Annotated in this window: 23 protein-coding genes and 2 pseudogenes; 12 read left to right on the top strand and 13 right to left on the bottom strand. The window is 43.5% G+C overall.

Annotation, left to right across the window (positions count from 1 at the left end):
* Nucleotides 1–61 precede the first annotated feature (61 nt).
* On the bottom strand, nucleotides 62–1,012 hold the full coding sequence (locus HWQ43_RS17710) for an AMP-binding protein (protein WP_366932851.1): 951 nt from the start codon (nucleotides 1,010–1,012) through the stop codon (nucleotides 62–64).
* 270 nt (nucleotides 1,013–1,282) lie between these two features.
* A complete protein-coding gene (locus tag HWQ43_RS17715) occupies nucleotides 1,283–2,650 on the bottom strand; it encodes a cytochrome P450 (RefSeq protein ID WP_292736436.1) in 1,368 nt (455 codons plus the stop codon).
* 841 nt (nucleotides 2,651–3,491) lie between these two features.
* Between HWQ43_RS17715 and HWQ43_RS17720 the strand changes: the two genes are divergently transcribed.
* Nucleotides 3,492–3,659: a hypothetical protein gene (locus HWQ43_RS17720; protein WP_292736438.1), complete on the top strand. Its 168-nt coding sequence runs from the start codon at nucleotides 3,492–3,494 to the stop codon at nucleotides 3,657–3,659.
* Nucleotides 3,660–3,709: 50 nt separating this feature from the next.
* Here HWQ43_RS17720 and dinB read toward each other — a convergent pair whose 3' ends face one another.
* Nucleotides 3,710–4,834, bottom strand: coding sequence for a DNA polymerase IV (dinB, locus tag HWQ43_RS17725; protein ID WP_292736440.1), 1,125 nt, complete (start codon nucleotides 4,832–4,834; stop codon nucleotides 3,710–3,712).
* A 208-nt stretch (nucleotides 4,835–5,042) separates the two neighbouring features.
* On the opposite strand from dinB, the gene HWQ43_RS17730 reads away from it, so the two are divergent.
* From HWQ43_RS17730 to HWQ43_RS17740, 3 genes are all read left to right on the top strand, one after another.
* Nucleotides 5,043–5,453, top strand: a complete 411-nt coding sequence (locus tag HWQ43_RS17730; protein ID WP_292736442.1) for a hypothetical protein — start codon at nucleotides 5,043–5,045, stop codon at nucleotides 5,451–5,453.
* A gap of 217 nt (nucleotides 5,454–5,670) precedes the next feature.
* Nucleotides 5,671–5,883 carry a hypothetical protein gene (locus HWQ43_RS17735; RefSeq protein WP_292736444.1) on the top strand — a complete coding sequence of 71 codons (213 nt, stop codon included), beginning with the start codon at nucleotides 5,671–5,673 and terminating at the stop codon, nucleotides 5,881–5,883.
* Between the two features lie 463 nt (nucleotides 5,884–6,346).
* Nucleotides 6,347–6,508, top strand: a complete 162-nt coding sequence (locus tag HWQ43_RS17740; RefSeq protein ID WP_292736446.1) for a hypothetical protein — start codon at nucleotides 6,347–6,349, stop codon at nucleotides 6,506–6,508.
* Nucleotides 6,509–6,636: 128 nt separating this feature from the next.
* Here the strand turns inward: HWQ43_RS17740 and HWQ43_RS17745 are convergent, their stop codons facing one another.
* A complete protein-coding gene (locus tag HWQ43_RS17745; RefSeq protein ID WP_292736447.1) occupies nucleotides 6,637–7,563 on the bottom strand; it encodes an NmrA family NAD(P)-binding protein in 927 nt (308 codons plus the stop codon).
* A 190-nt stretch (nucleotides 7,564–7,753) separates the two neighbouring features.
* Nucleotides 7,754–8,500 carry a glucose 1-dehydrogenase gene (locus tag HWQ43_RS17750; protein WP_292736449.1) on the bottom strand — a complete coding sequence of 249 codons (747 nt, stop codon included), beginning with the start codon at nucleotides 8,498–8,500 and terminating at the stop codon, nucleotides 7,754–7,756.
* Nucleotides 8,501–8,781: 281 nt separating this feature from the next.
* Here HWQ43_RS17750 and HWQ43_RS17755 point away from each other — a divergent pair, with 281 nt between their 5' ends.
* Nucleotides 8,782–12,444 carry an NB-ARC domain-containing protein gene (locus tag HWQ43_RS17755; protein WP_292736451.1) on the top strand — a complete coding sequence of 1,221 codons (3,663 nt, stop codon included), beginning with the start codon at nucleotides 8,782–8,784 and terminating at the stop codon, nucleotides 12,442–12,444.
* A gap of 43 nt (nucleotides 12,445–12,487) precedes the next feature.
* Here the strand turns inward: HWQ43_RS17755 and HWQ43_RS17760 are convergent, their stop codons facing one another.
* Nucleotides 12,488–13,546, bottom strand: a complete 1,059-nt coding sequence (locus HWQ43_RS17760; RefSeq protein WP_292736453.1) for a transaldolase family protein — start codon at nucleotides 13,544–13,546, stop codon at nucleotides 12,488–12,490.
* 522 nt (nucleotides 13,547–14,068) lie between these two features.
* On the bottom strand, nucleotides 14,069–14,251 hold the full coding sequence (locus tag HWQ43_RS17765; protein ID WP_292736455.1) for a hypothetical protein: 183 nt from the start codon (nucleotides 14,249–14,251) through the stop codon (nucleotides 14,069–14,071).
* A 72-nt stretch (nucleotides 14,252–14,323) separates the two neighbouring features.
* Here HWQ43_RS17765 and HWQ43_RS17770 point away from each other — a divergent pair, with 72 nt between their 5' ends.
* The gene (locus tag HWQ43_RS17770; protein WP_292736457.1) at nucleotides 14,324–14,974 is read left to right on the top strand and encodes an HAD family hydrolase; all 651 of its coding nucleotides are present in this window, start codon (nucleotides 14,324–14,326) and stop codon (nucleotides 14,972–14,974) included.
* Between the two features lie 303 nt (nucleotides 14,975–15,277).
* On the opposite strand, the pseudogene HWQ43_RS17775 reads toward HWQ43_RS17770, so the two are convergent.
* A pseudogene (locus tag HWQ43_RS17775) lies at nucleotides 15,278–15,439 on the bottom strand (IS982 family transposase); the annotation flags it as partial.
* A 60-nt stretch (nucleotides 15,440–15,499) separates the two neighbouring features.
* Between HWQ43_RS17775 and HWQ43_RS17780 the strand changes: the two are divergent.
* Nucleotides 15,500–16,972: pseudogene (locus HWQ43_RS17780) on the top strand (IS66 family transposase).
* Between the two features lie 10 nt (nucleotides 16,973–16,982).
* On the opposite strand, the gene HWQ43_RS17785 reads toward HWQ43_RS17780, so the two are convergent.
* Nucleotides 16,983–17,723: an IS982 family transposase gene (locus tag HWQ43_RS17785; protein WP_292736506.1), complete on the bottom strand. Its 741-nt coding sequence runs from the start codon at nucleotides 17,721–17,723 to the stop codon at nucleotides 16,983–16,985.
* A gap of 105 nt (nucleotides 17,724–17,828) precedes the next feature.
* On the opposite strand from HWQ43_RS17785, the gene HWQ43_RS17790 reads away from it, so the two are divergent.
* Nucleotides 17,829–18,242, top strand: a complete 414-nt coding sequence (locus HWQ43_RS17790; RefSeq protein WP_292736459.1) for a hypothetical protein — start codon at nucleotides 17,829–17,831, stop codon at nucleotides 18,240–18,242.
* A gap of 59 nt (nucleotides 18,243–18,301) precedes the next feature.
* On the opposite strand, the gene HWQ43_RS17795 is transcribed toward HWQ43_RS17790, so the two are convergent.
* The 3 genes from HWQ43_RS17795 to HWQ43_RS33825 all read right to left on the bottom strand — a co-directional run bounded on the left by HWQ43_RS17795 (nucleotide 18,302) and on the right by HWQ43_RS33825 (nucleotide 19,356).
* A complete protein-coding gene (locus tag HWQ43_RS17795; RefSeq protein WP_292736461.1) occupies nucleotides 18,302–18,586 on the bottom strand; it encodes a hypothetical protein in 285 nt (94 codons plus the stop codon).
* A gap of 41 nt (nucleotides 18,587–18,627) precedes the next feature.
* Nucleotides 18,628–19,065 carry a hypothetical protein gene (locus tag HWQ43_RS33820; protein ID WP_366932852.1) on the bottom strand — a complete coding sequence of 146 codons (438 nt, stop codon included), beginning with the start codon at nucleotides 19,063–19,065 and terminating at the stop codon, nucleotides 18,628–18,630.
* A 63-nt stretch (nucleotides 19,066–19,128) separates the two neighbouring features.
* Nucleotides 19,129–19,356: a hypothetical protein gene (locus HWQ43_RS33825; RefSeq protein ID WP_366932853.1), complete on the bottom strand. Its 228-nt coding sequence runs from the start codon at nucleotides 19,354–19,356 to the stop codon at nucleotides 19,129–19,131.
* 69 nt (nucleotides 19,357–19,425) lie between these two features.
* Between HWQ43_RS33825 and HWQ43_RS17805 the strand changes: the two genes are divergently transcribed.
* From HWQ43_RS17805 to HWQ43_RS17815, 3 genes are all read left to right on the top strand, one after another.
* On the top strand, nucleotides 19,426–20,154 hold the full coding sequence (locus tag HWQ43_RS17805; RefSeq protein ID WP_292736463.1) for a hypothetical protein: 729 nt from the start codon (nucleotides 19,426–19,428) through the stop codon (nucleotides 20,152–20,154).
* Between the two features lie 50 nt (nucleotides 20,155–20,204).
* Nucleotides 20,205–20,642 (top strand): hypothetical protein, encoded by a 438-nt coding sequence (locus HWQ43_RS17810; RefSeq protein WP_292736464.1) that lies wholly within the window; start codon nucleotides 20,205–20,207, stop codon nucleotides 20,640–20,642.
* A gap of 104 nt (nucleotides 20,643–20,746) precedes the next feature.
* The gene (locus HWQ43_RS17815; protein WP_292736466.1) at nucleotides 20,747–20,941 is read left to right on the top strand and encodes a hypothetical protein; all 195 of its coding nucleotides are present in this window, start codon (nucleotides 20,747–20,749) and stop codon (nucleotides 20,939–20,941) included.
* Between the two features lie 37 nt (nucleotides 20,942–20,978).
* Here the strand turns inward: HWQ43_RS17815 and HWQ43_RS17820 are convergent, their stop codons facing one another.
* Nucleotides 20,979–21,728, bottom strand: coding sequence for an SDR family NAD(P)-dependent oxidoreductase (locus HWQ43_RS17820; protein WP_292736468.1), 750 nt, complete (start codon nucleotides 21,726–21,728; stop codon nucleotides 20,979–20,981).
* Between the two features lie 259 nt (nucleotides 21,729–21,987).
* On the opposite strand from HWQ43_RS17820, the gene HWQ43_RS17825 reads away from it, so the two are divergent.
* On the top strand, nucleotides 21,988–22,182 hold the full coding sequence (locus tag HWQ43_RS17825; protein WP_292736470.1) for a hypothetical protein: 195 nt from the start codon (nucleotides 21,988–21,990) through the stop codon (nucleotides 22,180–22,182).
* The last annotated feature ends 627 nt before the right edge of the window (nucleotides 22,183–22,809 follow it).

Below are 22,809 nucleotides of genomic sequence, written 5' to 3' on the forward strand. Positions count from 1 at the left end.
AGTTTACTTTGACGCATTCATTGACCTTGCTACAATTCATATCTGGATTAACAAAATATTATTAGTGGGATAGGTTCATAGTTTCTACACGAACCGAATCGGCTCCATTGAAAGCCACTTCCCATCTGCTCAGGTCGAGGGTTGACCGCTCGGAAGGAGCAATTTTGCTTACACACAAGTCATAAGCAAAATTTGGGCCCCCACTAGTAGTAGCTTTGTAGTACGAAATTGCTTGCAACCAACGCAGAGGACGTTGCAAAAAAGCTATCGGAGACATGAGAATGCATGGCACACCCAAATACAAAGGCTGAAGCACATTGCCAATCAAACCCATGTCATGGTAAAGAGGCAACCAGCCGAAAAATATCGTTTCTTGTGTATGTTGAAATGCTTTCTGTATTAATAATTGGTTGTATAGTAAATTTTTATGACTCACCATCACTCCTTTCGGTGTTGCAGTAGAGCCAGAAGTGTATTGAATAAATGCTAATGTGTCGCTGCTAACCTTGGGAGCCTGCCAATCAGAAGCAAGGTCATAATTAATATTGTCAATAGCTATGCAATATAACGCTGATAATTCTGATTCTTCTTTTAAGCTACGTTCAATATTATTAGTGAAAACAGATGTTGTGGTGAGTACAAAAGTTGCATCTGCATCAGCCATAATAGCTTGCAACCGGGTCATACGCTCCTTGCGTTGCACTAAAGGAACAGGAACGGCAACAACTCCTGCATACAGACACCCGAAAAAAGCAGTAATAAATTCTAGTCCAGGTGGATAAAGCAAGATTGCTCTTTTTCCATTAGCTTTTAAATTGTGTAGTACAACAGCAATAGCTCGTGCCTTTTGGTCTAGTTCAGAGTAAGTCAAGCTGATTTCTTCAGTTTCTCCATCTACTAGAAAGGTATAAGCCTTCTGTTCTGGCTGAATTTGTGTTCTGTAACGTAGTAGTTCTACGAAAGTTGAAAATTTATCTAGAGGATTTTTTAAATTGTCTAAACAAACACTCATAAACCAATATTTGGTTTTAAAACCTTTAAATTACTGTTGCCCCGTAAGCTGGAGGTGATCGGGTGATTCATAATTTAATTCAGCAACGCCAAAAAATCTGTTATTTGGCAAAGTGTAGTACGCTGTCACTAATGCACCCAACACATTAACAATTCAAAATTAAAGACATTTTACCTATGGCACGCTATGCAAATAGATAGGATTTAAACCCAAACTGAAAATGATACTACGTGTAATGGTTGAGGTCTTAAACCCTTTGATTTACAAGAATTACCGCTTATTAAGCAACATTTTTATCCTATTTTTAGGACGCACAAGAAAGGGATTGCACAGGGTTACTTTTTGATCTGGCACTAGCTTCAACCGGAACTGCTGGGCAATCGTCGCTAGCAGCAAAACTAGTTCCATCATTGCGAAAGATTTGCCAATGCAAATCATTGGCCCTCCACTAAAAGGAAAATAGGCAAATGCTGGTAACCGTTTTATCAAATCAGCTTCCCAGCGATCAGGGTTAAAGGCTTCGGGATTATTAAAATAACGTGGGTCATGATGCATCACCCACTGGCTCATCATAATAGTGTCACCTGCATGCACAGGATAACCAGCTACTTCGCAGTTTTGCAAGGCTGTGCGACCTACTGTCGCAACAGGCGGATACAACCGCATCACTTCCATAACCACTTTCTCGGTATAACGCAATTGAGGCAGGTCAGCAATTGTCGGTGCCTGTCCACCCAAAATTGTCTGCAATTCTTCCAACAACTTCGATTCGACTTCGGGATGCTGTGATAACAAATACCACGTCCAACACAAGACTAGGGCAGTGCTTTCACGACCCCCTATCAACATGCCTATCATTTCATCCCGGATCTGTTTGTCACTCATTTTTGTGCCATCTTCATCCTGGATTTGCAGCAGCATCGAAAGCAAATCACCCTTATCCTGACCGCTGGCTCGACGTTGGTTGAGTGTGGTATAAATTACATTATCTAACGATCGCACTGCTTTGAGATAATTCAGGTTTTTAGAAGTGGGAAACCAATCTGGAAGTAAAAATAAGAGCAAGTTATTTGAGGGAGCCTCAAAATACTCAATACTATTTTTCAGCGCCTTGCCTATCACTTCTACTGCTTCTTTTTCGTCAACCTGAAACAGGCTTTTAGCGATAATTTCCAGTGTCAGCGCCAACATATCTGCATAAACATCACGAGTTTCGCCATCTTCCCAGGAATTAAGTAGCTGTTGGGTATAGTCAACCATAACCTGCCCATAAGCAAAAATGCGCTCTCGCTGAAAAGCTGGTTGTATTAGTCGTCGTTGGCGCTGCCAAAACTCTCCTTCACTTGTCAATATCCCGTTGCCTAATAGCCGCCGAGTCCATTCCCACCTGGGGGATTTGCCAAATTGATTGCTCTTTGTTCCCAGCACTTCCTGAATGTAGTCTGGATGGTTGAGCAGATAAAATGAAAACAATGAACCCTTGCAGAAGACTACATCACCGTACTCTTGGGCACACTTACTTAGAAAGTTTAGCGAATCGCTGTTGTACTCGAAAAGAGAACCCAAAAGGAAGTGACCTTTTGGCCCTGGTGGATAGCTGCCAGAGTTTTTAGCTTGAGATGCGGAAATTATAGTCATTTTTTATCAAAACCTTTACTAGACTGACATACCGATAAACCTATAAATTGGGACAATTAGATACCACAAATCTTATATGAAATTTCGACTTTCAACTAGTCTTTTCAAACCATTTAAAATAATAGCTGAATAATGAATTTAACCCTTATTAGACTCATCTTGATCTGTAATTAATATCTGTAATCAAGCAATTTTCTGCTCTCCATATTATCCGATATCAACATTAAAATAAAGGCTGTATTCTATGATTGCCATTGATTCTACATCACTCAATTTATTCAAACAGGATGATTTTAAATTCAGTAATTTTGATATTTGTTATAGCAATCCAATTTGATTTCTGAATCACTCTTAGAGGTAAGGGACTGGGGACTGGGAAGAAGGAATAAAGGTGTACTGAGTTTTTTTCAAGAATCAAATATGAGTCCTATATAAGTTTTCTGTTAATCAAGGAACCTTTATTATCTACCACTATTTGAATTGACCATCTACTAACCACTAATTTAAACCTTATTAACAGGATAATCAAGGGTTACTAGAAAAGATCATACTTTTCCCACTTTTCCCACTTTTCTCATTTGACCAAATAGCTCAAGGTAGGCGCATGTAATTTTGCCGCTAAAATTACAGATTATTTTGCATAATTGTAAACTTTTAGAGATAATTTAAGTATTCAAGGGTTTTGTTGCATGAAAGTAAAAACTAGAGCGGCAAAGTTTGCTAGATAAAATCAAATATTTCGGTAAACTAGGAAACGTATAGAATATGTGGTCTATGAATCGCAAGAAAAAGCCCTCAACCAAAAGCGACATTATTTGAAGTACTAGAATGCGTTCAAGCAGTGAATGAACTAGTAGGAAAAATCTCTATTAAAGAAACTCAGTTAAAAATAGCCCAAGAGTCGAATCTCCTTCAGACTGCTGAAGCGTTAGAAAATCAACTATCCCAATTGCAGCAAGAATTGGGAGATAATTCAGACACACAATTGCAGTCACTAATGAGCTTGTAAAATGCTTACGATGGTCACTAAGATTTGTAGAAGTGTGGGCTACACCTACGCTAAAATATAATGCCTGCATTTTGAAATAGTGGCAATTGAATTACTTGGGTTTGTTTGGCGTTATCCAGATTGGACAATGCAATTCCCAGCAACCTAATACTGCGATTCTCCAGGTCAATCGGCTCAAACAGCGCTTTGGCTATCTCAAAAATCATAGAGAGTTCACTGATGGGAGCAAGCATTGTCTTACTACGGGTTATCTGCTGATAGTCAGAAAACTTGACTTTCAGAGTTAATGTGCGGCCTCGCGTTTCCTGCTGCTCTAGGCGTTGCTCGACAATTTGAGCAATCTGTTCAAGTTCTTGCAACATCTGGCTGATATCGCTTAAGTCTTGTGCAAACGAGGTTTCTGCACCAATCGATTTGCGAACCCGATTTGCTTCAACTGGGCGATCATCCTCTGCCCTGGCAATTTTGTAGTAATAATGACCAGCTTTCCCAAAATGGTGTGTTAGCTCAGTCAGCGATCGCTCCTTTAAGTCTGCGCCAGTGTGAATGCCGAGTGAGTGCATTTTCGCTGCTGTAACTTCTCCTATCCCGTGGAATTTTTCAATCGCTAGCTGTTCTACAAAGGCGATCGCTTGCTCCGGTAAAATCACCGTTAGTCCATTCGGCTTATTCTGTCCTGATGCCATTTTTGCAAGAAACTTGTTAATTGACACGCCTGCGGTTGCCGTCAATTTCGTTTCCTGGAAAATCGCAGTTTTGATGTGTCTTGCGATAGTAGAGGCGTAGGGGATGTTTTGCTTATTCTCAGTAACATCAAGGTATGCTTCATCTAGTGCAACCCCTTCCACCAAGTCAGTATAGCGTTTGAATATGGCGTGGATTGAAGTGGAAATATCTCGGTAAACGTCGAATCTTGGTCTGACAAAGATAAGCCCAGGGCATTTTGCAAAAGCTGTTACTGAGGGCATTGCAGAGTGAATGCCAAATTTTCTAGCTTCATAACTGGCTGCTGCAACCACACCTCGCTGATTCGGACTGCCACCGACAACTAACGGTTTGCCTCGGTAGCTAGGGTTGTCCCTCTGTTCCACCGATGCATAAAAGGCATCCATATCAACGTGAACTATTTTCCTGGTTCTATCGACAGATTCTTGTCCCAAGGGTAGCTCCACCACAAACAGTCTCGCTTTTCACACCATCTTCAAGCAAATTAAATCCTAAATTAGAAATCCTATAGTACACTAGCACTAGTCTCTTGTTCTAAGTCCCTCACCATTTAGTAGAACCCTTTGGTGACAATTCTTTATCCCCCATTAACGCAAAAATAATTGATAATTTTTTAACAGTACTGTCTGTTTGCCCCATCTCCTCAATATTCTCAATATGAATATCGACCGATTGCAAGAACTTAAGCAGAAACTGACGAATGACGCAGACTTGTCCGATATATGGCTATTTTACATGGATCATTTTGCGGATCTGCCGGAATTCACTGACCTGGGTGAGCCTGCCGATAATGAATATCTAGATGCTGTCCTTCAAAAAACTTGTCAGCAGATGTTTGATAGCGCAATAAAGATTAGTGACTGTTTGCTAATCCACATTGCTCCGTATCATTTATTTCATGGAGCTTTTCAAATCAAAGGACGTATTGGGGGTGTGATTTATTTCGAAGATATCAAAATTGGGTTAATTGCAGTGTCGGCAGATTATCCCCCTACCAATGCGGTTAAGTATTCACGTTTTTCGGAGGTAATTCAACTGTCTGCTCCTAATCGCAACGATTACAATTGAGAGAAGCACAACTTATAGATGTTATCTTATGCTTTTTGCCCTGAGCAAAACTAGTAGTCTAATAGTAAAAGGCTGTTCAGACTGGAGACTGTTGCTAAAATAACGTGCAATTCTATGTCACAACTTTATATAATCCCTAGTAGAGGACTAACGAAAGTAATATGAGCGATACGCCTGAGTATTTCCCTAGCAGACTAGACCGACTTGAAGTTGGGGATTGGGGCTTGCTGAGAGACAATCCAATACTCAACAGCAATTAGACTCACTTATCGAAAATGTAAATCGTGTATTAGCCAGAAGTGCAATTTTAGATGATGTACTACTTGAGTTACGCGATAGCCACGAAATACATCAACGTAACTTTGAAGAACATCAACCCAGGGAGTTGACGAAATTGCTCCTTCTAGCATTAAAGGTCAGCCAGTCTTAGTCACATCAACAGGGCTAGCCGAGTATCCAGACCAACAACAAGTTGAACTTTTGGCTTGTGTTAAATGTGGCTCTGAAAATATAATTCCAAACGTTCGTATTGTCACCCACACAGAAGAGTTTAAAAAGGATCTGCAAGTAGAAATTTACGAGAATCCAAAAGCGCTCATATTTAAAGGAAGTCACATTGGGACATTAACAGCATATATTTGTGGTCAGTGCGGTTATACAGAGATGTACATCAGCAATCCCCAACACTTACTCAATCAGTACAGGAAGAATAAGAAAATTTAATTGCGACACATGCCCCTCGAAACGGGGGCGTAGTGTTAACGACTGACGGGATTCCAGATCAGCAATGTATTTACTACTGTCGTCAAGGGTGCTGGACTAGGCTGTTGACTCTGTACCCTTTAGCCCACAAGACTTCATGCAGAAATTGTGTTTTTTATTTTGGCGTAAAGATGGCTGTTGCGGGCGCTTTCACACAAGCAAAAACCAGCACAAATAATTTTTCGGTAATTCCCCAAAAAATAGCCAAAGTCAACAGCCTAGTGCTGGACTGCACCGTTGCTAGTTTGACAGGAACAGCAACGGGTTGTGCGCCGGCAGCAGAGTCAGTCTAACGGCAAGCGTTTAATGCAGTAATTTGTTTGTAAATCCACTCGCGTTCATCGTTACGCTCTTAATTCATGCGAATCAGAGTTAAGAGAACTGCAAACGATTTTGCCCTTGCTAACGCAATTCCACTGAATCACTTGTTCAGGGCAGGAGTCGGGGTAATGGCGTAGAGACCATCCTTGGTGAAGGCTTCCTTGTTGGCATTCACGTAGTCCTCGACGGTCATCGGAGTCCTGTTTCCGATGACCTCGATGAAGTTGTTAGTTCCGGCGAAGATCCCTTTCTGGTAGTCAATGGCGACATTGCTGAGGTGCTGGATGAGGTGAGATGGAAATTGCTTTGCCTTTAACCCTTCTGCAAACGTGGCAACATCGATAGGTTCATACCGCACGGGAATGCCGAGTGTCTGTGAGATCGCGTCGGCGATCTCGTTGTAGTTCATCTCGACTGGACCGTGGAGCGGGTATATCTGGCGATCGTGCGGCTCCGGGTTTTCCAGGATGGCAGCGATGACGTATGACTGGTCTTTTCCAGCGATCGGTGCGTGGCGACCGTTTCCGAGAGGAAGTCGCACAACACCCTCGTCACCACGGTAATTCCAGTACCAGGTCAACCATTCGGCAAAGAACGTCGGTCGTAGGTGTGTCGTCTGCATAGCGGTTCGATCCAATAGGCGTTCGCCAAGCCAGTGCTGGCGTGCGGCATCGCTATTCGCCTCCCGGCGTGCCGATATCTGGGACATGTTCACCACTGCCTTGACACCGGCTTCGCTGGCCGTCTGGGCGAAGATAGCGGTGGCGTCAAGCAGTCCGGGATTGATTGGGTAGCAGAAATACCCTCCTGTGACTCCTCGCATCGCGGCGCTGACGGCATGGAAATCGAGAAGATCACCGACAACAATCTCAGCCCCAGCTGCGGACAAGTTCTCGGAACGTGCATCGATACGGTGGACGAAGGCGCGGACACGGTGCCCCCGTTGAAGCAGCAGGCGCACCGTCGTCTCACCCGTGTTCCCGGTCGCTCCTGTGATTAGAAACAGCTTATCATTCTGCGTATTCATGAAAAAACCTCCTTGACGGCAGTTTGAGAAATAGAGTTAATCAAGACTTCTAAGGGTTGAGATCCCTTGAGCTTGTTCATGTGTTACCTGTTGAGAGTGCCTCGCTGCATAACAATGGAACCGACCTCACTCAATCACAGATGCATCTGTGATTGAGTGAGGTCCTCGGTCGAGTGGGAGTCCTTATGGATTAGCGCTGGCCTCCGGTAGCGAGCAGTTGTTCGCCTGTGAGCCAGCCAGCATCGTCTGATGCCAGGAAAACGGCAATAGAGGCAATGTCTCCGGGTCGTCCCGCGCGACCAAGCGGTGTCTGAGCAATGAATGCCTTCTCGAAATCAGAGCCGATGTAGCCAGCACTTACTGATCCCTCGGTTTCGACAATGCCGGGGTTAAGAGAGTTGACGCGGATCTGCCTCGGTCCGAGTTCCCTTGCGAGTACACCTGTGATAGCATCAACAGCGCCCTTGGTGCCGCTATAAACCGCGCTGTTTGCAGGTGTAATACGGCTGACACCAGAGCCGATGTTGATGATGCTGGCACCTTCGCCCAGGTGCTTGACGGCTGCCTGCGTTATGAGCAGAAGACCGAGTACGTTAATGTTGAATATCTTATGGAACTTGTCTTCGGTGATGTCCTCGAGCGGAGCGAACTCGTAGACGCCAGAGTTGTTGACGAGGATATCGAGATGTCCGTAGTGCTTGATGGCGGCGTCAATGATGCCCTGTGCCTCAGCAGTCTTGGAGACATCACCACCCACGGCGACAGCCTTGCCACCGGCTGCGGTGATCTCACTGACCGTTTTGTCTGCACCAGATTTGCTGGAGGCGTAGTTGACGACGACGACCGCGCCTTCGGCAGCGAGTGACTTGGCGATCGCAGCACCAATGCCCTTAGATGCGCCTGTAACGACTGCTACCTTACCTGTGAGCTTACTCATAGTCTTAATATCCTCAAATTAGTAAATTGCTTCTGCTTGGATTGGCGACTTTGATTAGCAACATTTGCTTATACTTCATTTTTTAGCGATCGCTCAATGCAGACCACTCAAGTTTTCTGATTTAAAACGCAATTTAATCGTGATGCATTAAAAGTAAGCAGCGGGAAGTGATTCGGGGACGGTTAAACCGATTTTCTTAATTGAGATGATTTGCTGATGCATTTGTATCAACAAAATCTTCGGTATGAGAACAACGCACGGTAGTATTGAGGGAAAGATTCATGCTGGCTTTTTGCACCATCAGCTTGCCTATGTATTCCGATGCGTCAAAATCTGGACAGGGGCGACCCGCTACTGGGCGAGTGCGAGGGGTCATCCTATCACCCCTGGGGTGGCAGCGGTTTCAAACGGCAAAACAGCAGGCGGAAACAAATGAAACCTGGGGGAAGCACTTCACCCAGGAAGATATCAGCGAGCGCACCGGACTCTCCCTCAATACCCTCATCCGAATTTTCAAGCGCGAACTGGGGGTTGATCGCCAGTCGTTGGAGCATCTCTTCCAAGCCTTTGGGTTGACATTAGCAAAAGCAGATTTTACATCCCCTGTTGCACTAAATGAAACGTCCCAAACCCGATGGGCAAATTTCCAACAGGACTGGGACACTGCGGTGGATGCCTCGGTATTTTATGGGCGCGAGGCAAAACTGACGCAAATGTGGCAGTGGGTCGTGTCTGAGCGCTGTCGCGTGGTTGGGGTGTTGGGCATTGGGGGCATTGGTAAAAGTACGATTGTGGTTAAAGCGGCGCTGCAAATGCAGATGGAATTTCAGAGCGTGGTGTGGCGATCGCTCGCCAACGCGCCACCATTAGATGAACTTCTCGCGAGTGTATTAAAATTTCTCATGCCTCTCCAGGGAGAAGATCCCGTCCTTCCCACCACGCTCGGTGAAAAGCTCTCGAAATTGATGCAGTCTCTGCGATCACGTCGGTGTTTATTGATGCTGGATAATGCTGAAATCATTTTGCACAATGAGCAGGTCGGGCAGTGGCGATCGGGCTATGAAGGCTACGGAGAGTTGCTCAGAACCATTGGCGAAACGCCGCACCTAAGCTGTTTATTGCTCACCAGTCGAGAAAAGCCACGAGAAATGGCGCTGATGGAAGGCGAACATACGCTGGTACGATCGCTGACATTGAGTGGACTCACACCCGCCGATGGACGTGCCATCTTTCGCCAAAAAGGAGCATTCACAGGTTCAGAAGCCGAATGGCAGAACTTGATCCATCACTATGGGGGTAATCCTCTAGCACTGAAGTTGGTGGCAGCCACAACTCAGGACTTGTTTAACAGCAGCGTTACAGAGTTGTTAACGTATCTCGATCAGGGGATTCCGGTGTTTGCCGACATCCGCGATCTGCTGGAGCGTCAGTTCAATCGCTTACCCCAGAATGAACAGCAGGTGATGTTCTGGCTGGCAATTTGTCGAGAGGCAGTCTCGATCACAGACCTACAAGAGAATGTGATTGATCCTGCTTGCCAAAAAGCTGTACCCAATCTGATCAACGCGCTGCTTCGGCGATCTCTCATCGAAAAAATGGATGGGTTATTCTTCTTGCAGCCAGTCGTGATGGAATATGTCACAGAACAATTTGTGCAGCAAGTTTGTGCCGAGTTCGAGACTGCTCAAATTAACTTTTTGCGAACCCATACCTTGATTCGAGTGCAGGCGAAAGATTATGTGCGAGAGATTCAAGCTCGATTAATTGTGCAACCCGTAATGGAGCAGCTTCTGTCTCGCTTTGGCAGTGTGGCAGCAATCGCGACGCAGGCACGGCAATTATTGACACAACAGGGAAAAAAGCCAGGGTACGTTGCAGGCAATCTGATCAACCTGTTGGTGCAGCTTCAGGTGGATTTGCGCGGCTCAGATTTTTCTGATCTCGTCGTGCAGCAAGCCGACTTACGGCAAGTTGATTTAGCTGGGGTCAATTTTCAGAATGCCAATTTAGCTAAATCCGTCTTTTCAGAAACACTCAGTCTTGCCATGTCCATCGACCTGAGTCCAGACGGTCAAGCGATCGCAGTGGGGGATTCCAGTGGCAGAATCTATCTCTGGAACATCACCACAACCCAACTCTTCGCCACCTTTGCCGGTCACACAGGCTGGGTCTGGTCGGTAGCCTTTAGTCCAGATGGCAAAATGTTAGCCAGCAGCAGTACTGATGGTTCGATACGCTTGTGGGATGTGCAGAACGGGCGCTGCTTGCAGGTGCTTACAGAGCATACAGACTGTGTTTGGTCAGTGAGTTTTAGTCCCGATGGTCAGCAACTAGCCAGCAGCAGTGAAGACAAAACCGTGCGCTTGTGGAATTTGGAAGGGCAGTGCCTTCATGTCTTGCAGGGGCACACCCAGAGTGTTTACGCCGTCCACTTCGCACCTGATCAGCCAACCCTAGCCAGTAGCAGTCACGATACAACCATTCGGATCTGGGATGTGCGCGATGGAAATTGCTTGAGTGTTTTACAAGGGCATACCAGCGGGGTTCAAAGTGTGCAATATAGCCCGGATGGTCAACTGCTAGCGAGCGGTAGCCGCGATGGATCGATTCGACTGTGGAGCCTTCATCGCTCTCACGATCGACCATCAAAGCCCAATTTCATCAATGCCAGTGTCAAGCTGCTGCGGGGACACACCGATTGGGTTTGGGATCTCGCCTTTAGCCCGAATGGTTGTTGGTTAGCCAGTGCCAGTCGCGATGGCACTCTGCGCCTGTGGAGTGTCCAGGACGAGCAAGCTATCCATGTACTCGACAGTCACATGCACGATGTTCACGGGCTTGTCATCAGTGCCGACGGTCAATGGTTAATCAGTGCTGGTCAAGATCATACAGTGCGGCTATGGGATTTGCAGAGTGGGCAAAACCTCAAAACGTTGCGCGGCTATACGGGTGGTATTCAATCCCTAAGTCTGAGTGCAGATGGTCAAAGGCTTGCCAGTAGCGGTCAGAATGAAACAATCCATCTGTGGCAATTGCAATTGGATGATAATCTGGCATCGCTTCACCGCTACAAAACGTTTTCCAGCCCGACCCGTTGGATTTCGTCATTAACTAATTTAAGCTTTAGTCCCGATGGTCAAACGCTGGCAAGCAGTCGGCATGATGACTCGATCGCCATGTGGCATATCCAAACCGGGCAGCTTGACCAGTGGTCAGCCCATAGCGCGGCTATCTGGACAGTGCTGTTTAGTCCAGATGGAAAAATTTTGGCCAGCAGCAGTGAAGATAGCACCATACAACTGTGGGATGTGCAGACGCATCACTGTTTGCGGGTGTTACGCGGACATGAGAGCGGTCTTCGTGCGATCGCGTTTGATCCGAGCGGTCAATGGTTAGCCAGTGGCAGCTATGATATCACCATACGCCTGTGGGAGGTGCAAACCGGAGCGTGTCTGAGAATCTTGCAGGGGCATACGAACGCCGTCTTCACAGTGGCGTTTGCTCCCAGTGGTCAACAACTGGCAAGTGGCAGTCATGACCAAACGATTCGCGTGTGGGACGTACAAACCGGGGTATGCTTGCAGACTTTGCGGGGGCATACAGGAGCCGTGTGGACGCTTGCCATAAGTCCCGATGGTCAAACCTTGGCAAGCGGCAGTAATGATCAAACCATCCGCCTCTGGGATCTGCAAACGGGGCATTGCCTCCACAGCTTGGGCGAACACACCAGTTGGGTCAAATCAGTAATATTCAGCTCCGATAGCCAAATCTTATTTAGTGGTAGTGACGATCGCACCATCAAACTCTGGGATGTGCAGACTGGACGCTGTATCAGCACACTGACGGTCGAGCGCCTGTATGAAGGCATGAAGATTCAAGGCGCAACCGGGTTAACAGTAGCTCAAAGAAGCACGCTTAAAGATTTAGGCGCGATTGAGCATTAATATCCTCATAGGGAGCAAAATACTACCGAAACCTAAGATTCATTCAGCACCTTCTCTTTTGATCGATCGCTTCTAACAATCGATCAAATGCGTTGAGCGATCGCGCCATTTCTTCACTCAAAAGTTGGTCAATCCATTCATCCAAACCAATCCCTTGCAATACCCTTGCCAGAGGCGTTTTAGCATTTTCACCATCAGTAAAACTGGTAAGTAGTAGAGAAACCTCACGATACCTTTCTAAGGTTAATGGCGATAGCAGCATAACGGTTTCAGGAACTACTAGAGCTTGAAGATAACGCCATGCCGATTCCGGCGAAACATCTGTGCAATCCCACACCAGACGCAGTGGTTTTGCCCTTCCAGGGAGCGAACGCCAGCGTTCACTTCGGCAGAGGTTTCGATAGTGCTGGTACAAAAGCTTGGCTTGCATCACGCCAAAAGATATCTCTGAGTTAGCGATGAATGGAGCAATTACTGCATCCAAACGACCAATAGCAACACTGACGAAACAAACAACCTCATTCACCGATTCTCCTTGCCGCATCAATCTCTCCAGCCCTCTGAGATAACTATCAAATATCTGCTCATACACGCTTGGAGAAAATACCAATGTTGCATTCACATTGATCCGATCACCAATCAATTGTGTAATCACTGGCAACATCAATTGCGTGGCTGGGATTTCCACCAACAAATTACTCCATCCGATTGACTGCCAGATGTTTTGAGCTGCGGCGATCGCGGTTGCAGCCTCAAACAGCGTGTCAGGTGGCAGATTAACCTGAGTATAGCCATCTCGCCCTTGTGTTTGCACATGCGTTTCTTTCAGTAAGTCAGCCGCTAATTGCATATCTCGCACAATTAAATACTCATAGGCCGCTCTTGCACTCCGACTCATCCCTTGCTGCGCCAATGTATTGAAGTCGCGATCGTACTCTTGTCCTTGAATTGCTGCAATTAAGCTTTGGAAATTTGATCGGACACCCCTCAAAGCATCCTCCTCAATGTACTGCTGCAATTCATCAGGACTAATCCAGCCTCGCTCAAATCCATCCAGCCAGACCGATTGTCCATAGCGACGAAGTGATTGCAACAGATTCATAGCTCACGTATCACGATTCAAACGTCCACTTAACTAGTCTGCAAAACTGCCTCAAGTTTCACCACTCAATATCTGCCAGTTAAAGCCCAATTTAAGTAAAGGATAGCCCAACGAGAGATTCCCAACATCATCACTCTCCCATTCATTGCTAGCATTGCATTTATGAGCCAGTACCGAATGGCACTAAGTTAAGCTGAATGGTAGGCAGCGTAAGGATTACAGAGGGGTAGGGGTGCAGGGGGGAATTTCTAAATATCCGTTCGTATAGCTAAAACTTCTTGTTTCTCCCCTGCTCCTTTGCTCCTCTGCACCCCTGCTGCCTCAACGATTTTCCCTTTTCTTAGTGCCATTCGATCTAGTACCTAAAGCCTCTAAATCTGCGGTGGCGTACCCGCCCGCCGTAGGCATCGCTCATCAGACCCATATATTAATATTAAGTTTCCTCTCTACGAGACGCGATCGCTTGAATCTTACGGAGAGCGATGAGAGCGGCGGTAAATTACGCTGACTGTAGTTTCTTTCTCAATCAACATTCCCCTTAAACTCCATTTGGGCAAAGTGGTCTTGCAGCAGTTTGTGGATGAAGCGGTAACGACCACCTACACGCTGGAGAAATAATCGCTCAGTGCAGTAGTCGAGGAAGCGGGCGTAGTTCCAAGGGTGAGTACCGCCGCATTTTAGGGTAGGGATATGGTAGAAAAACAATAGTGAGTTAGATACTGCTCATAAATTACGCCAACTACCGCGTCCTTATCAAAGTTAATTTCAGGCAATAACATGGGCAAAACCGAGTTCGATCTTGTGATTTTTGATTGTGATGGAGTTTTGGTTGATAGCGAACCAATTCTTAATCGCATTTTTGCAGAAACGCTCACTGAAGCTGGCTTTCCTATCACCTATGCAGAAGTAACTCAAAAATTTATTGGCAAGTCGTTAAAAACCTGTTTAGAGATTATCGAGACATCTTACAACAAACCATTGCCCAAAAACTTTGTGGAACTTTGTAAAGAGCGAGAAATCGCTCCCTTGCAGCAAGAACTAAAACCAATTCCACACATTAGCGAAGTCTTGGAGCAGATTACATTACCCAAATGTGTGGCATCAAATAGCAGCCACCGTCATATTCAAATGGTATTGAAATTAACGGGGATGCTGCATCAATTTGATAGCAATTTATATAGTGCTAATGATGTTTCGCGTCCCAAACCTTTTCCCGACGTGTATCTCTATGCAGCCAAGCAAATGAACACAAATCCAGAATATTGTGCTGTAATTGAAGATTCTGTACCGGGCGTACAAGCAGCATCCGCCGCAGGAATGACTGTTTTTGGCTATGCCCAACATAGTGATGGTGCAGCTTTAGCTGCTGCTGGAGCCAAGATTGTTTTTAATGATATGCGGCAGTTAGTTCAAGGATTACTGTCTTAAAATAATGATTCAAGGAATTAGTGTATCGGCTCAATAAGTAGGGGTAGCAGAGGAAAATAAGTGAAGCGAGATACACATAGTGTCATATTCATATCGTTTCTACAGGCATTGAAACCTCGTAAATTGGCAGAGGTATTGTTTAAGATTCCGTTTTTATGCGATCGCTAAAAATCACACCCAAATATTTCACTCAATTTAGCCGTTTTATCCTAACCCATATACTTGAGTTTTTGTCAATATATATTAGTGGACTGGCGCTCTAGAATGCAATCTCAGTATGGGATTAACGTGAGTTCGACAGAACTAAAAAATGGCAGAAGGTAGTGCAGGCAAATCTTTTGGGTAAATATCAATCGAAGGTTTTTTCGGCAAATAAGTATAAGCAGCTAAACCAGCCATCAAGTTAACTAAAAAGTTAAATGGACTACGGTGACGAGAATGTTCGATTTGACAAATGTTTTTCAGGTAAGGATTCAGGTGGCAGGGTATTGACAAAGGGGACACTTGAGGGGGAATATCGCAAATATGAACCAAAACCTGCCTCAAGAATTAGATCGAGAAAGCTTGAACCAGTTATCGAAAGAAGAACTGGTAAAGATAATTATTGAACAGAGCAAGGTAATAGGTGAGTTACAGAAAATCATTTTAGAACTACAGCAAGAAATAGAGCGTTTAAAAGTCAGCAGAGATTTGGATAGTTCTAATTCGTCGAAACCACCGTCTGGAGACATTCACAAGAAGAGTGAAAACAAAAAAGTTCCCCCACAAGAGGAATCAAATCAGCCAAAAAAGAAACCAGGTGGACAACCAGGGCATCAAGGCAAAACCCGTAAGGGCTTTGGGAGAGTAGATCGCTATGAAATTTTACGTCCTACGGATTGTGTTTACTGTGGTCAAAAAGGATTTACTCATGAGGCAGTAAAAGTAGAAAAACATGCGGTAGCGCAACTAGTAGAACGTCCCATAGAAATAGTGGAGTATCAACGCCAAACCTGCGTGTGTGAGTGTTGTGGCAATTTACAAGTAGCACACTGGCCGGAAAACATTATTCCAGGACAAGATTTAGGAATCTCTTTACAGGCACTTTTAGGATGGGTAAATAATTATGCACATATGCCCTATGAAAAACAGCAAGAAATGTTATGGGAATTAGGACAAGTTGAAATTGGGCTAGGAACTTTAGTAGCAACCAATGAACGAATTCAACAAGCAATTGAACCGAGCATTAATGAGTTAAGTAGTTGGGTAAAACAGACACAACCTAACGTTCATGTAGATGAAACGCCTTGGTCAGTTAAAGGGGTCAAAGAATGGTTGTGGGTAGTGGCCAATTCTGATTTCTGCCTGTTTACTGCGGCTGATACTCGTTCACGATCCGAACTAGAAACAATTTTAGGGGCTAAATATACAGGGGTACTCAGCAGTGACGATTTTAGCGTTTACAATGGCTATCAAGCTTTAGCCCAGCAGAAATGTTTGGCGCATCTACGCCGTCATTTCAAAAAATTAATTCAGCTTCCAGGTCTGCACAATCAAGCGATTGGTGAAGTGTTTGTTGATTTAATTGATGAAGCCTTTAGGGGCTATGCTCAATGGTTTGAGACTCTAGACTGCTTAAGCTATAACGAATTGGGTCAATCAATTCAAATCCAAGTTGCACTCCTCGCTCAATCAGTGGATTAACAAAGCAGGAGCTACAGCTGGCCACCTTTTACGTTCTTTGCGTGATAAAGCAAGTCAATGGTGGTATTTTCTTGACTATCCTGAAATCCCTCCTGATAACAATCAGGCCGAACGATCGCTGCGTTTGGCTGTGACAAAACGTAAAGTTAGTGGTGGTTCCCGTTCAATGCAGCGGTTTCAACATACTGCTAATTTGTTGACTGTGGTACAGACTTGTCGCCGTCAAGCTAGGTCTGTCATTGATTTTTTGCACAGGCTTTAATTGCTAATTCTAGTAAATGCCTGTCTCGCCCTTCTTTACTTCCTCAATATTAGACCTGAATCCTTACTTTTTCAGATGGTCATTGACCGACTCAATTACAGCACGTTTGCGTAACAGAATCTTATCAATCAGTTTTACCAAACGATTTTTCATTTTCTTCTTAGATTTTGTGACTAACTGCAACCCTCGCTCATACAACTCCTCAAATAGTTTTTGAGAGATGTATCCTCTGTCACCAAAAAGTTTACCAATTAAGTCCTTAGTCATTTCTGGGACTGGTTTTCGGTCATCTACGTTTGCTGGGGTTAGTGAAAATGCGAGTAATTCTCCACAATCATTAATAATTAAATGAAGCTTAAACCCAAAGTGCCAGCCCACAGAATTATTGCCCCATTTCACTAATCCTTTAAACACCTTGTGAGAATGTGCCCTACAGTTATGACAAACATTAATTGGGGTGGAATCAATAAAGCTAATCCCAGTAATTTCTCCTGTGCGTGTATGTAAAAAGCAGCATAATAACATTAAGCACCAGGGCATCAGTTCCACAAACCGAGTATAGCTAACTAAATTGGGAAATGCTTTATGCCATCCTGGAAGCACATGCATGGTATAGAATTCTTTGAAAGTCTTATATCCACTGCCATGAAATGCGATGACTATTGTCATCACTTCTGATAAATGCATCCGAGAACTGCTGCGCCGTTCTCCTTTTGTCGATGGTAATTGTGGTACTTGCCGCCAGAGATTTTCCCATTGGTTACAGAAATCATCTACATCGCAGAAAATTTGCGTGATATCCAGGCGAGATACAATGGTAGACATAGCTGAGACCTTGATTTTTCTTAGATATTTTTTAGTCTCGGCATTTTTTGTGACTTTTTACCCGATTCTCAATTAATCGTAGGATTGCCTCCACCACTGCCCACCCTCCGCGATCGCCTGAAGAATGCACCCTTGAGCAAATTCATACATAGCAGGCTTTTTGCGTTTTCCTATCCGTCGAACTCACGTGGGATTAATGCTCCGTCCACACCCACCTTTAATGAAAGTGGAGATAATAATCGGGGGGGTATGGACACAGAGCCAGAACTCAGTGATTCTTGGTGGGATAAAGTTAAATATTACGCTCGATTGGCGATTGAGCGGGTGGAGGATGGAGTTGACAAGGTTAAGGAATTACTCAGTACGCTAACGAGTGATGAACGGTGGGGGGTGATGCTCGAATTTGACGAGATTTGCCCAGACAGATTTGCTCAACTGGTAGATGGAGCGCCTGATTGGGTGGAATGGATGGCTAATTTCAGGCTTTTGGTTACGTAGTCAGCGCAAACACAGTCGGCATCGCCCTTGCTAGCGGGTTGATTTGTCTTGGCTAATGACTATCTAAAAAGCGTTATCTCGTCGTTGGTATTGACATTTACGACCTCATCCATAATTGGAGCTTTCAAGTGCGTGACAGCTAAAACTGATTCTGACTGGATACTAATTAAGCGAACGTATGCGATAGATTCTTTTGGGTTAAGTCCAGCCACAACAATTCTATCCATTGGCAGTAAATCATTACTAGTCGGTAATGCGTAGGTTGCTACTTTGAACAAATCACCTGTTGCCGGGTGAGCTAAATAATTAATCACAACGCAACCAACCCCATATTTTTGGGACATTAAGCGATAAAATTCCCCAATCCTTAATTGTTGAAATTGGCTTACTGCATACTTAAAGACTCCTCAAAATCACGATATTCTTGCCAAAATTCTGTCTCTAGTTGCGCTGGTAGAGTCATCATCCAGTCAATGAACCCGAATAAGTTAATAACATCTTCCTGTCTTAAGCCTTGTTCGTACAATCTACGCACTAAAACCAATTTCTGTTGCTTGCGCTTTATTCTATCATTGCGTGTCTCCATCGCCTTTAGATGTGCCATCACCACTGTCGCCAAAGGGTTTCGGCTGGCTTCTAATTCAGATTGACGTTGTTGATAGTCTAACAATTTGACAATTGAAAATGTGAACTCAACCGTACAGCCAAAAAGGTTGTAACCAAATTGATTCGGTCGCCAGTTTGAACGCTCATCACCCAAAACTGCCAACGATGCAACAGAGCGCTTATATCTATCGTAAATCCGGTAGTTATAAGTAAACATCCTAGCTGCAAAGTCGCTTGATTCTTGACTTTGAACTTCCAAATGTATCAGTATCCAGGATTCCTACCCACCAATGCGGTATATTTTTACGAGCTTATCTGCTAGTCTTTTCCCTAGTTCTGCATCACGCACCACCTGCTCTAATTCTTTGTCCAAAAACTCAGGCTGTTGTGTCCAGTCTATTTCTCCATGTACTTGGGGAAAGAAGAACAGCATGAACTCTTCAAAATACAGTTGGAGTAACTGTTTCCACGGGCTATCAAATTCTGTCTGCGGATTTTCATTAACCATATTGTCAAGCTGTAACTAAAACATTAATATAGTACATTATTACTAGAAAGCTGGAGCCAATTAATTATCATGTTGCAAGTAGTTAGACAAATTAAACAGCGCAGTAAAGTTAAGCTCAAATGGAAAGATATTACATACGAGCTTTGGCGTTTGGATGATGGCGAATTTAGAAAACTTCGGCAAAAAAGCCTTCCCATTAAAGATGACTATATGTTTTATATGCACTTTTATCTTTCCGAACGCGAGAACAAAAATAAACTCAATTTGGCTGAATTATATGTCTGCTTAACGCACTTGTTTGGTGATAGCAGCGATTGGATTGACGATTGGAAAGGTACTTTCTCTTTTCCAGTATTATTGGTTTTAGAAAAAGCACAAGGCAGATTCTTCTATTTAATTAATATTTATGATGATCGGGGTACACTGTATATTAGCTTTTACAGGGTTCTAGAAGCTGAAGTAGAAGGTTATGATACTCAAATACTTCGTGAACCTTTTGAAATAGAATTTTCTCGCCAAGAAATCAACTATTTTATCAGTTATTTTTCTGGTTATCTTGAGGGCTGTTTTCAAAGTAGAAGGCTCTTGATACCATCTGAGCAGTTTTTCAAGAAGATTAGCTCTGAGTATATCCTTTATGGCTATAAAGATGAGCATTATTTTGAGGAGAAATACCAATCTCAATCAGAATATCTTGCAGCTATTGAAAGTTTAGAGTCAATTGGTATTAGTTCCACAAGTTCGCAAAATATCAATAATATTTTGCGAACTATAACTAGCGAAATAATCGAAAATTGACTCATTACATTACGACAATACTGCGCTTTTAATGAATTAGAGCAAAATCTATGAAACAAGTAGTTAGACAAATTCGAGAACGTATTAAAGTTGAACTTGAATTAAATAATATTAAATTTGAACTTTGGAGACTAGACGATGCTGAATGCAGACTACTCAAAGTAAATAGTATTGATATTAAACATAATTTTACCCTTTATCAGGAGCTTTATTTCTCAGAAACTGATAACAAAGCTAATCTTAATCTGGCACAATTATTTATTACTTTAACTCGGCTGTTTGGCAATAGTAGTAATTTATTTGATAGCGATAAAGGCTCATTTATTTTCCCCCTATTACTAATAGTTAAAAAGTCAACAGGTAATTTTTTTTATTTAATACAAATTTTTGATTCTCGTGGATGGTTTGAATATAATACCTATAAATTATTTGAGAACGAAGCAGATACTTACAATAATCAAATGCCAGTTCAAGCATTTGAGTCATAATTTTCTCGGCAAGAAATTAAGGATTTTTAACTTACTTTTATATCTATCTAATTCAGCTATTTAATAATGCAAAATCTTTTGCTCAACCGGAACCTTTTATAAGAATGATTGATTCTAGTTTTATTCTTTATGGATATTACAATAATCAATACTTCGAGGAAGGGTACGATGATAAAAAATCATATCAACAAGCAATTCAAAGATTTAGTTCGGTTGGACTTAATGCTTTTCAGCCACAAAATATAAATTCTCTGTTGCAAACGATTATTAGTGAAGTCGCTCAAAATTATGAACAATAAATATATTATAAAGTACGTTGAAGTACAGAAATTATAATTACCGTTCTTGTTCAGTTGGGCGGATTAAGATTTCGTTGACGTTAATGTGTGGAGGCTGTGTGACGGCATAAACGATCGCATTGGCAATATCTTCACTCTCAAGATTTTTGACCGAACCGTAGAAGTTTTTTGCCTGCTCTTTTGCAGATGAATCCGTAATGTGCTGCGGTAATTCTGTTGCTACCAACCCTGGTTCAATAATCGTGACGCGGATGTTATTTTGATAAACCTCTTTGCGAAGTGCTTCACTAAACGCACCAACCGCCCATTTGCTAGCGTTATAGACACCGCTTCCAGCATTAGCAACTCTACCTGCAACTGATGAAATGTTGACGATGTGCCCAGCACCTTGTGCCTTCATCAAAGGTAAAACTTTGTGAGTAGCATACATCAATCCCAATACATTGAGATTGATCATGCGTCGCCAGTCTTCTGTATCTGCACCGTCAATCAGACCTAACAGCATCACCCCTGCATTATTGATGAGAATATCAACTCTGCCAAATTTTGCATGAGTTTGGTTCACCAAGGCTTCTACCTGCGCCTCATCTGAAACATCAGCAGTAATGGATAAGGCTTTTCCACCAGTGCCAGTAATCCGGGCTTCTAGGTCTTGCAAGCGATCGCTCCGACGGGCAGCAATTACTACCGTAGCGCCAACTGATGCCAGCGCTAGTGCTGTAGCCTCACCAATACCAGACGATGCCCCTGTTACAATTGCCACTTTGTCGATCAACTTACCAGCCATTGTTAGTTTCTCCGTTGTTGTTTTTTCGTTTTTTATCTAAAAGTTAATTGGCGGTTTGAGGGCTTTAGGCGCTCCGATGTATACTAAACAGCCAAACACCTTTGTGCCTTGAATTGCTTGCTCCTAGCTATTACAACTCAAAAAAAATTTTGGATACTTGCCCCTCTTCCCTTGAATCAAGAGTCGTCGCCTTGCCTGAAAGGGAGTTATCACAATCTCCTGTTTTGTTTGACGGTAGCATGAGAAAAGGTTGAACGATATGAATCAGAAGGTGGATTTGTCATCACTTGCCCTAATTCTCGAAAAAATCCTCGCTCTGATCGCCACCCATCTCAACGTTGAGCCAGTGCAGCTTGTGCTGATTACTACAGGCGAACTTGAAGAAGAATTCAGCTATTCTGAATTCAGGAGCAAAGCCGGAGACAAACGACAAGCTCCGGTCAAAATCAATTAGTGGGGGATTCAGACCCGCTACTTTAAAGGAAAGCAAATTGCTTTTTCTCAAAACGCTTTCATAGTTGACTTGTCCAGATTGGTGAGCCTTGAAAAAGACTTATCTGATGCCCGCTCCAATTTGGGGCTACCATCTTAGGACATCACTTTCCAGAGTTTTTTCATCGTTAGCAACACTTCAGACATCTTGCAGAAGTAACAAATGCCAAGATGTTGGAGAAAGGTAAAGGGGAAATTCCATCCCTATTCCCCTTTACCCCACAAATGCCAAGAAGTCCTTCGTATGTGCAAACTAAAAGCCAACACTTCCACCACAGTAGCGAACGCTCATCTAAAGATCCAAGTTCTTAGCAAAGCATCAAATATTACCAATATTTAACATCAAAAGCTTTCTTTTCACGTAGTCAAGCAACTAGCAATATCTTGAAATCATTTGTGATAAAAAAGACTTATTTAGCGAGTACTAAACACATGACAAAAGTACTGTAATTTCAGGGTTTCTGACAATCAAAGTAAAAAGCGACTGCCACTTAATAAGTAACAATCGCCACACTAAAACACTCTTGCATTTCTAGGATAACAAGAATGAAAGCGATAGTTACAGTAGCCCTTAAAAATCACATCATCA

Origin of the sequence: Nostoc sp. JL31 (assembly GCF_017114965.1) — a bacterium.
In the GTDB taxonomy this organism is placed as follows: Bacteria; Cyanobacteriota; Cyanobacteriia; order Cyanobacteriales; family Nostocaceae; genus Nostoc; species Nostoc punctiforme_A.

Excerpts from the sequence above, each read along its gene's own strand:
- HWQ43_RS17710 (WP_366932851.1), bottom strand. The coding sequence starts at position 1,012 with ATGAGTGTTTGTTTAGACAATTTAAAAAATCCTCTAGATAAATTTTCA.
- HWQ43_RS17715 (WP_292736436.1), bottom strand. The coding sequence starts at position 2,650 with ATGACTATAATTTCCGCATCTCAAGCTAAAAACTCTGGCAGCTATCCA.
- HWQ43_RS17730 (WP_292736442.1), top strand. The coding sequence starts at position 5,043 with ATGAATATCGACCGATTGCAAGAACTTAAGCAGAAACTGACGAATGAC.
- HWQ43_RS17740 (WP_292736446.1), top strand. The coding sequence starts at position 6,347 with ATGGCTGTTGCGGGCGCTTTCACACAAGCAAAAACCAGCACAAATAAT.
- HWQ43_RS17745 (WP_292736447.1), bottom strand. The coding sequence starts at position 7,563 with ATGAATACGCAGAATGATAAGCTGTTTCTAATCACAGGAGCGACCGGG.
- HWQ43_RS17750 (WP_292736449.1), bottom strand. The coding sequence starts at position 8,500 with ATGAGTAAGCTCACAGGTAAGGTAGCAGTCGTTACAGGCGCATCTAAG.
- HWQ43_RS17755 (WP_292736451.1), top strand. The coding sequence starts at position 8,782 with ATGCTGGCTTTTTGCACCATCAGCTTGCCTATGTATTCCGATGCGTCA.
- HWQ43_RS17760 (WP_292736453.1), bottom strand. The coding sequence starts at position 13,546 with ATGAATCTGTTGCAATCACTTCGTCGCTATGGACAATCGGTCTGGCTG.
- HWQ43_RS17770 (WP_292736457.1), top strand. The coding sequence starts at position 14,324 with ATGGGCAAAACCGAGTTCGATCTTGTGATTTTTGATTGTGATGGAGTT.
- HWQ43_RS17795 (WP_292736461.1), bottom strand. The coding sequence starts at position 18,586 with ATGTCCCAAAAATATGGGGTTGGTTGCGTTGTGATTAATTATTTAGCT.
- HWQ43_RS33820 (WP_366932852.1), bottom strand. The coding sequence starts at position 19,065 with ATGTTTACTTATAACTACCGGATTTACGATAGATATAAGCGCTCTGTT.
- HWQ43_RS33825 (WP_366932853.1), bottom strand. The coding sequence starts at position 19,356 with ATGGTTAATGAAAATCCGCAGACAGAATTTGATAGCCCGTGGAAACAG.
- HWQ43_RS17805 (WP_292736463.1), top strand. The coding sequence starts at position 19,426 with ATGTTGCAAGTAGTTAGACAAATTAAACAGCGCAGTAAAGTTAAGCTC.
- HWQ43_RS17810 (WP_292736464.1), top strand. The coding sequence starts at position 20,205 with ATGAAACAAGTAGTTAGACAAATTCGAGAACGTATTAAAGTTGAACTT.
- HWQ43_RS17815 (WP_292736466.1), top strand. The coding sequence starts at position 20,747 with ATGATTGATTCTAGTTTTATTCTTTATGGATATTACAATAATCAATAC.
- HWQ43_RS17820 (WP_292736468.1), bottom strand. The coding sequence starts at position 21,728 with ATGGCTGGTAAGTTGATCGACAAAGTGGCAATTGTAACAGGGGCATCG.
- HWQ43_RS17825 (WP_292736470.1), top strand. The coding sequence starts at position 21,988 with ATGAATCAGAAGGTGGATTTGTCATCACTTGCCCTAATTCTCGAAAAA.